We start from the raw sequence: 6,391 nt of genomic DNA, 5'->3' as shown, positions 1-6,391 counted from the left end.
TATTCATAGAGACACTGTTTTTTCAAAAATAACCCTATTTTTTGAATTATGATGTATTACGGATATTCAAAAAATGTTTTTAATAAACACCTAAACTCAGTTTGGTATGTTTAATAGATTTTTCAGAGCTGCTTTTTTGTTGATAACATCAATAATGGCTTGTAGGTATTCTTGCTGGCTTGAATAGAGTTGCATTTGCGCTTGTCTTAAATCAAAGCTACTTGCAATGCCCTCTTTATACTTAGTGGTATTCTTTCTTTCAATCTTTTCAGCCAAGGCCAGATTTTTTTGTTTGTTGGCATAAGTGTCTATTGCTAAAGTATATTCGTTTTTAGCTTTTTTGAATTCTACTTCTAATTGGGTTTCTGTTGTTATTAAATTGTTCTTGGCAATGTCCCATTCAATTTTTGCTTTTTGACGTTTGGCTTTGCCACCAAAGGAACTAAATAATGGAATGTTCAAGCTAACACCTCCAACAGTTGTAAATAACCAGTCTTGTTCTTTTTTGAAAAATCTGGAAAACCGATCACTATAACCTAAATAATTGGAAGTTACAAAGGCGGTTAGTTTCGGTAGTTGATTGGATTTTTCTAGCTTGTATTCCAAACGCTTACTTTCAACTTGGTTTGCAGCAATTCTAAAGTCTATATTATTTGTTATAGGGTGTTCTTCCTCTATTAAGTTCAAGGAAATATTTTCTAAGATTAAAGCTTCTAAAGTATCTGTTAACTCTATGGTCGTATCTGATCTTATCCCTAATAATACTTTTAAATAACCTTTAGAAATATCATGTAAGGTTTCTAGGTTTTTTAAATTTATTTCTAAACCGGAAAGTGTTAGTTGCAGTTGTTCTACATCTTCTTCTTCTGTTAGGCCATTTTCGAATATTTTAGTTGTTTCTTCCAAGTTTGTTTTTAAAACATGAATGTTGTTTTTCATGATTTCAATACTTTCTTTTGTAAGTAAAGCATTGTTGTAAGCACTTATAACGGAGGTTTCAATGTCATTAAACGTTTTGTCTTTGGCATTTTGTGAAATTTCTAAAAACACTTTATTAGATTGAAGCCCTACAATATAACCACCATCAAAAAGCAATTGTCTTAAAGTAAGGCTTGGTGTTAAATTGTGCTTGGGAAACAAGAAGAGGAATGGGTCGTCTGCATCCAGCATGGACGTGTCGAAAGGTGTCTTTATATAAGTTGAATAGTCGATGGCTCCATTTATTTGAGGTAGCCCAAGTGCCGTTGTTTCCCAAACTTGTTGCTTTGCCGCAAGAATGTTTAAGTCGGCATTTTTAATATTTCTATTGTTTTCTAAGACATATTTTACTGCTTCTTTTAAAGAAAAGTTTTGTGTGTCACCTTGCGAAAACATAGCAAAGGAACTGAGTAGCGCAAGTATTAGTTTTAGTTTCATCTATTTATATTTTATTTATATGTTTTGTTAAAATTTCTAGTCCTTTTGGTGTGCAAATACCTCGCAAGTGGTATTCTAGATAATTATCCATAAGCATCGTCATTGAAAAGTCTTTATCGTGAAATAGTTCTTTGTCCTTTAAAGCTAACATAGAACTAAAATAGATTCTGGAAATGAAGTTAACATTTAAGGTTTCTCTATATAGGCCAGCAGCAACACCTCTTTCTAAGTTGTTGGTGATACACTTTTTCATAACACTAAACTGTTTAGCTTTAAGTGTTTCGAAAATTTTTGGGTAATATTTTTGAAGTTGGTATTGTGGTGATGATTTTTCATCTTTTAGATGTTCCATCACAAACTTTTTGATTTGATAAATTTCTTCAATTGGATTTTTATCTAAAGCACAAATACAATCGATACCTTGCGAGATAAGATCGAATATATATAGCGTAGTTGCTTCTACAAGTTTGGTTTTGTTGTCAAAGTGTTGGTATATAGTCTTTTTAGATATGCCTATTTTATTAGCCAAATCGTCCATAGTAACACTCTTAAAACCGTAGTTTAAAAATAATTCTGTTGCGTTTGTAAGTATTTTATCTCTCATAATGAGGGACAAATGTACATCAGGAAACTTTAAAAACCAAAAAAGTTTCCTTAGTTTTACATTCATTTAACATATAATTTACATTCAAACTTTTAAATGTGCTTAATTACTTTATTTTTGTGGGATGCTTTCTATAGAACAATACCGTCAAAAATTTGTTGCATATTTAGATGCTTATGCAGCAGTAAAAGAGCCTGAAAATTTATATGCTCCTATTCATTATATCTTAAGTTTAGGAGGTAAGCGTTTGCGTCCTATTTTAACATTGATGACAGCCGAAATATTTAATTGTGATCCCGATAAGGCTCTGGATGCCGCTTTAAGTATAGAGGTTTTTCATAATTTTTCTTTGGTGCATGACGATATTATGGACGATGCGCCATTACGTCGAGGGCATGAAACGGTTCATGAAAAGTGGAATATTAATACGGGTATTCTTTCGGGCGATACCATGTTAATTATGGCGTATCAGCTTTTTGAAAAGTACGATGCCGAAACATTTCAGGCTTTAGCCAAGCTGTTTAGCAAAACGGCTTTAGAAGTTTGTGAGGGTCAGCAGTACGATATTGATTTTGAGACCCGAAATGATGTAACCATTCCCGAGTACTTAAAAATGGTAGCTTATAAAACAGCTGTTTTGGTAGGAGCTTCAATGAAAATGGGAGCGATCGTTGCAGGTGCTTCTGTAGAAGATCAAGATGTTATTTATGAATTTGGGAAGCATTTAGGGATAGCGTTTCAGTTGCAAGACGATTATTTAGATGCTTTTGGAGATCCTAAGACATTTGGAAAACAAGTGGGAGGTGATATCATAGAAAATAAAAAAACCTATTTGTATTTAAAGGCACTAGAGTTTTCTTCTGATAGCAATAAACAGCAGCTCCAGCATTTGTTTAGTAGCAATACAGGCGCTTTACAGGATAAGATACATACTGTTAAGCAGATTTTTACGGTTTCGGGTTCAGCACAAGCTACCAAAGAGGCTATTCAGGATTATACAAATAAGGCCTTTGCTTTATTAGCATCTCTGAATGTTTCTGATGACAAAAAGCAACTATTGAAAGATTTTGGTGAAAGCTTGATGAATAGAACTGTATAGTAAAACAATAATTGAGATAAGCTTGTTATTTGAGAACCTAACGAATGAAATCACCAGCAACCTTTAATAATTTAATAGAAGAAGCGCAACAGTTAGATCTGTATAAAAAATTGGTGCTTCAACTTAATAAGGATTTTTTGTTGGCAAACATCGACCTAGGGTTTGATGAAACTATCTTGCCTTCAAGTTTGAAACTTATGCTTCATGAAACGGTATTTAAACTCATTCAGGAAAAATTTATTGATTATCTAAATTTATTATACATAATCGATGTGCCTGAGTCTCAGGTGAAATGTTTAGATGGCAGTGATGCGCTTAAATTATCGGAGGAAGTGTCGTTTCTTATTTTAAAGCGTGAATGGCAAAAGGTGTGGTATAGGAGTAAATACTAATTTTGCTTAGGTTTTGGAAGACAGTTTTTGAAACCTAATTAAACATGTGTTGAGGACGATTAAAAGCTATGTTGTCAAATTAACTGCGTGATTTTTTTTGGAATTGATGCCAAGCTTGATTTTAATACAAAAAATCAAAGGCTTATAATTCAACCATTTTTTTTAGTTTTTCAATAATTTGATATACCTCTATTGAGTAAACTTTAATCTTTTTGTTGGTTAATAAATTGGAGGCAATTCTTTTGGCCTTATCTTTTTGACCAATTTCAAAATACATTTTGGCTATTAAATATTCGGGTTTAAATTGGGAAGGCACCATATTAGATGCTTTAATCCAAAAGACTTCCGCTTTTTTGTATTCCCCCAAGTTTTTATAACACAGTCCAATGTCAATACAGATATCAGTAGATGGAATTAAAAATAAAGCTTGTTCAAGTGTTTCATGAGCTTGTACATATTTTTTTTCCTTAAATAGTGCCTTTCCAAAATAACCTAAGAAATAGCCATTTTCACATAATGATTGGTGATTTTTTTCGCTAAACGTAATATAGCTTTTCAAATCACCCTTTTTCATTTCAAATAAAGCAGTGTTCCAATTTTTGTAAATAATGAATGTTTTATAGAGTTTATACTCGCCGGTTAAGGCTACTATCAAAAATATAGTATAAAGTACACCTCTTTTTATTCTATAACTATTGCGTAAATTATTCAATTCTAAAGTTTTCCAATATTTAATAGATACAATTTTATTTGACGATTTAGACAGTATTCCTATAAATAGAATCATCATGATTTTTAATTGGGTTATTTCCATTGGATAAGAAAAGAAACCGAAAATGAGGATTAAGAGTAGCCCTGACATGGAAATAAGATTCAAATAATTCCCGAATGGTTTCTTAATTGAAAGTACAAACAGATATCCAACAATAACAATAATTAAAATACCCATGCCTCCCTGTTCGCAGGCAGTTTTTAAAGACTCATTAAAGGCATATTGGTTGTTATTGGCTAAGTGTTGTTTTGAATCGTCTTTATACTCCGCAAAATATTTTTCTTGATATGGCATGTATTTAGATTGGAACGTGTTTATTCCGTGCCCTAATACAGGTTTATCAAATACCATTTCGGAAGCAATTTTCCATATCAGTACCCGGCCGTCGGCCGAATCCCTTTTATATGTATATAGACCATATAGTATTCCAATCATTATGACAGGAATTGCAGAATAGAATATAATTTTAAACCATGAGTAATTAGCTGCTTTTTTGAACCTAGTTCCGATTGCAAACCAATGCCATAAATAAAATAGCACACATGTCATGTAAGCTAACCATGCTGCTCTGGAATTACTGTAAAAAAGAACAATTATTAGAAAACATAATATCAGTATATTTAGAGAGATTATACCCCATCTTTTTATAATGTTCTGTCTGTCATTACCAATTTCTCTAAACATGTTCAAAATAGAACCAAAAGTGATCAAGACCAAACAGGCAATAATTCCAGCAAAAGGGCCTTGGTTGATGTAATGCCCTTTAATATCTGATAGACCAAATCCAGGGGCAAACCATTTTGTTTGTGTTAAAATGCCAAAGTAGATTTGGTGTAAACCGGCTAGAATTACTATGCCAAAGGTGTATTTAATTAATAATTGATTAAGGTTTCTAATACATATGTAAAGGAGTATTAGTAAAAGATTTTCAATAACAAATATAATGTCAGGGTTTATTGGCCTCAATAGATAGCCATGTATTACAAGGTATAAACTGTATACTAGAAGTAGTCCGTCAATATAGGTAAGTTGAATCGATTTTTTTTCTACAAAGCTTTTTAATATTAAACATGCAAACGCAACTAAAAGAAATAAGGTTCCTAAATTAATTTTTTCAACGTTGTAAAGAATTGCGTCCCATTTCCAAAATTCAAATGGAGATAGTAGATAAAATAAACTTCCAATTAGGATAAATACAAATAATAAATCAATTACTTTTTCTACTTTCATTAATAAGTAGGAACTAAAACCAAACTTGTTCGCCATTTTCAATAGTAAAAATGCGTTGCCAAGTATTAGCGAAATTATAAGACCTTATTAAATATAATCCGTCTGTTGGAGCTTTAAACGTTAAAACCCGGTCAGCTTTAACAACTTGTGTGCCGCAAGAAATCCATTGATTATCCCAATAAAAAAGTTCCATCTTCCAACCTGTTTTAGGTCTGCCAATATGCCATTCAATATCATAAAACTTATTATAGTATTTTAATGACACATATTCTTTTTCCGAGAGATTAGGGATAATTGGTGTTTTTTCTTTTGGAGTAAGAATAAAGGGGGGCGCTGCTGGTATGATTTTATTATCTCTATAAAAAACAGGAAGGTATACAATGTTATTATTTCCCATCTGTTTAAACGTTGCATTTCCATCATTTATAGATGCCCATGAAACTATTTTCCATTGGTCTGCATTAAACACAGCTAGATATAGAATATCATTATTTAGCTCGATGGAATTATCCAGTGCAATTGTTATGTCGGAAGTGTTTACATATTCACTTGTAACATCAATACGATTTTTTTGCCTGAAAATAGGAGGGATGTCTCTATTGGCTATGTTTTTGGGAGCAAAATCTTCTTGAAAAGAAAAGGTATGTCTAAATATTTTGGGAGCTTTAACAGAATCGTTAATAACGTCAAACTCATCAGGGTTAGTTTCTGCTCCACCAAAGGGAATCCATCTCGTAGTTGCATCTAAAAAGGCATTCCATTGATGTCCCGAATTACGATGCGCCCAAGTAGGACATTCATCTACAGCAACGGCAGTCTGTCTCAAAACTACCAATTAAAGTTTAAAGATAGATTAAAAAGAAAAGATCAACAAAGAA

General features: G+C 32.2%; 6 protein-coding genes. 2 read left to right on the top strand and 4 right to left on the bottom strand.

Annotation, left to right across the window (positions count from 1 at the left end; all coding sequences use genetic code 11):
- Nucleotides 1-96 precede the first annotated feature (96 nt).
- On the bottom strand, nucleotides 97-1,416 hold the full coding sequence (locus ABD792_RS16830) for a TolC family protein (protein WP_345007535.1): 1,320 nt from the start codon (nucleotides 1,414-1,416) through the stop codon (nucleotides 97-99).
- A gap of 4 nt (nucleotides 1,417-1,420) precedes the next feature.
- Entirely contained in the window at nucleotides 1,421-2,020 is a 600-nt protein-coding gene (locus ABD792_RS16825) for a TetR/AcrR family transcriptional regulator (RefSeq protein WP_345007536.1), read from the bottom strand.
- 124 nt (nucleotides 2,021-2,144) lie between these two features.
- On the opposite strand from ABD792_RS16825, the gene ABD792_RS16820 reads away from it, so the two are divergent.
- Together ABD792_RS16820 and ABD792_RS16815 are read left to right on the top strand one after the other, a co-directional pair.
- Nucleotides 2,145-3,119, top strand: a complete 975-nt coding sequence (locus tag ABD792_RS16820) for a polyprenyl synthetase family protein (RefSeq protein ID WP_345007534.1) — start codon at nucleotides 2,145-2,147, stop codon at nucleotides 3,117-3,119.
- 44 nt (nucleotides 3,120-3,163) lie between these two features.
- Nucleotides 3,164-3,511, top strand: coding sequence for a hypothetical protein (locus tag ABD792_RS16815; RefSeq protein ID WP_345007533.1), 348 nt, complete (start codon nucleotides 3,164-3,166; stop codon nucleotides 3,509-3,511).
- Between the two features lie 142 nt (nucleotides 3,512-3,653).
- Here ABD792_RS16815 and ABD792_RS16810 read toward each other — a convergent pair whose 3' ends face one another.
- Entirely contained in the window at nucleotides 3,654-5,513 is a 1,860-nt protein-coding gene (locus tag ABD792_RS16810) for an O-antigen ligase family protein (RefSeq protein ID WP_345007532.1), read from the bottom strand.
- A 13-nt stretch (nucleotides 5,514-5,526) separates the two neighbouring features.
- Nucleotides 5,527-6,339, bottom strand: coding sequence for a hypothetical protein (locus ABD792_RS16805; RefSeq protein ID WP_345007531.1), 813 nt, complete (start codon nucleotides 6,337-6,339; stop codon nucleotides 5,527-5,529).
- Nucleotides 6,340-6,391 lie beyond the last annotated feature (52 nt).

The organism is Snuella lapsa (assembly GCF_039539345.1).
Classification (GTDB): Bacteria; Bacteroidota; Bacteroidia; order Flavobacteriales; family Flavobacteriaceae; genus Snuella; species Snuella lapsa.
This window is presented reverse-complemented; position numbering and strand designations above follow the sequence as displayed.

Coding starts and splice junctions, on each gene's coding strand:
- ABD792_RS16830 (WP_345007535.1), bottom strand. CDS start 1,416: ATGAAACTAAAACTAATACTTGCGCTACTCAGTTCCTTTGCTATGTTT.
- ABD792_RS16825 (WP_345007536.1), bottom strand. CDS start 2,020: ATGAGAGATAAAATACTTACAAACGCAACAGAATTATTTTTAAACTAC.
- ABD792_RS16820 (WP_345007534.1), top strand. CDS start 2,145: ATGCTTTCTATAGAACAATACCGTCAAAAATTTGTTGCATATTTAGAT.
- ABD792_RS16815 (WP_345007533.1), top strand. CDS start 3,164: ATGAAATCACCAGCAACCTTTAATAATTTAATAGAAGAAGCGCAACAG.
- ABD792_RS16810 (WP_345007532.1), bottom strand. CDS start 5,513: ATGAAAGTAGAAAAAGTAATTGATTTATTATTTGTATTTATCCTAATT.